Annotated in this window: 3 protein-coding genes; all 3 read left to right on the forward strand. The window is 65.3% G+C overall.

Features of this window, described 5'->3' with window-relative positions; translation table 11 throughout:
- On the forward strand, nucleotides 1-632 hold a 632-nt coding region (locus tag B9A12_RS16545), incomplete at its 5' end, for an energy transducer TonB (RefSeq protein ID WP_139796712.1).
- Nucleotides 633-713: 81 nt separating this feature from the next.
- Nucleotides 714-1,136 (forward strand): DUF3842 family protein, encoded by a 423-nt coding sequence (locus tag B9A12_RS16550; protein WP_084059186.1) that lies wholly within the window; start codon nucleotides 714-716, stop codon nucleotides 1,134-1,136.
- Nucleotides 1,129-1,317, forward strand: coding sequence for a CooT family nickel-binding protein (locus B9A12_RS16555; protein WP_084059187.1), 189 nt, complete (start codon nucleotides 1,129-1,131; stop codon nucleotides 1,315-1,317). Before B9A12_RS16550 ends, B9A12_RS16555 begins: the two co-directional genes overlap by 8 nt.
- Nucleotides 1,318-1,549 lie beyond the last annotated feature (232 nt).

Below are 1,549 nucleotides of genomic sequence, written 5' to 3' on the forward strand. Positions count from 1 at the left end.
CCCCCGGGCCGCCCCCCAAGGGCGTGGTCCGCCGGGAGCCCGTGCGGCCCTTGCCCGTGCCGGACGTGCAGCCGGCCGTTGCCAGCATCCCGGAACCTCCGGTGCCGCCCAAGCCGGTTCGTACCGTGGATCGTCTTCGGCCCACGGAAGTGCCGTCGGTGGCCCCGCGGCCCCGCCCCCAGCTGACCCGCAAGTCGGTTCCGAAAAAGACCCGGAAGGCGAAGGCGCCCAGACCCGCGATTCCACGGGCCGCTCCGGCCGTCCCGCCTCCTGCCGTGGCGCCCGCTTCCGCGGGCATCCCGCAGGGGGCTCCCTCCGGCACGGCGCAGGCCCGAACGGAAGACGCCCTGCAGCGGTTTCTGGCCCAGGTGCGACGGCGCATCGCACGCCACAAGCACTACCCTCTGGCGGCGCGGCGTCGGCACATGGAAGGGCGCGTGACGGTCCGCTTTGCCATCTACCCGGACGGTTCCGCGCGGGGGCTCAACGTGGTGCAAAGCTCGGGATTTTCCCCATTGGACCGGGCCGCGCTGGAAGCCGTTCGGAAGGCGGCCCCCTTCCCCGCCGTTCCGTCCCAGGTCCGGGAGGGGGGAGTGAATGTGGAGATTGGAATTGTCTTTGATCTGACCTGAGGCAAATGTGGTACCATCCCAAGGGGCCGTTCTGGTGCGGCCAGGACGGACGGTGGACGTAGCTGGAAGGTGGTAGACAGTATGAAACGCATCTGTGTCATCGACGGACAAGGCGGCGGCATCGGTGCCACCCTCATCAAGTACCTGAAAGAGGCCTTCGGGGAATCGGTGGAGGTCGTGGCCCTAGGGACCAACGCCATCGCCACCTCCCAAATGCTCAAGGCGGGGGCCAACCGGGGGGCCACGGGGGAAAGCGCCATTTGCTGGACGGTTCGGTCGGCCGACTGCATCGTCGGTCCCATTGCCGTCACGTGGGCCAACAGCATGCTGGGAGAGGTGACGCCCAAAATCGCCGAAGCCGTCGTTTCCAGCCCCGCCCTCAAGGTGCTCATCCCCCTTTCCCAGGAGAGGGTGGAAGTGGTGGGCGTGACCAAGGAGCCCCTGCCCCATCTGGTGCAGGCGGCGGTGGAAGGGAAAATCAAGGAGGTGATCCAGGATGTGTGAAGCCAATGCCTACTTCGTGCGAAACGGTGAAGAAGAGCTCATCATGGAATCGGTGGACCTGATCGAGCCCGAATCGGACGACACCTGGCGTCTGGTGGGGATCTTCGGGGACCGAAAGACCATCAAGGGACGCATCAAGCAGATGAACCTGGTGGATCACAAGATCCTTTTCGAGCAGTGAACTTGGCATCGCCCCACGAGAGGGGGCCTTTTGGGGCCACGCCGCCCTGACCGGGCGCGTGGTCAGTCCATAAGACGGCGCCGGGCCGTGCCAGGAAAAGTCGGTTGAAGCCGGACGGATGGGGACGAGGAGCCTGTCTGGTAATGGCCTCGTGGCCCTTTTGGCCTTTCTGACAAATGCAATTCAACTGTGCCATGTGATGTTTCTTGAGCTTTGTAGGGGCGGGTTTGGA

It is taken from the genome of Desulfacinum hydrothermale DSM 13146, from assembly GCF_900176285.1.
GTDB lineage: Bacteria > Desulfobacterota > Syntrophobacteria > Syntrophobacterales > DSM-9756 > Desulfacinum > Desulfacinum hydrothermale.

Bases quoted from the DNA above. Each gene is read 5' to 3' on its own strand.
- B9A12_RS16550 (WP_084059186.1), top strand. From the start codon at position 714: ATGAAACGCATCTGTGTCATCGACGGACAAGGCGGCGGCATCGGTGCC.
- B9A12_RS16555 (WP_084059187.1), top strand. From the start codon at position 1,129: ATGTGTGAAGCCAATGCCTACTTCGTGCGAAACGGTGAAGAAGAGCTC.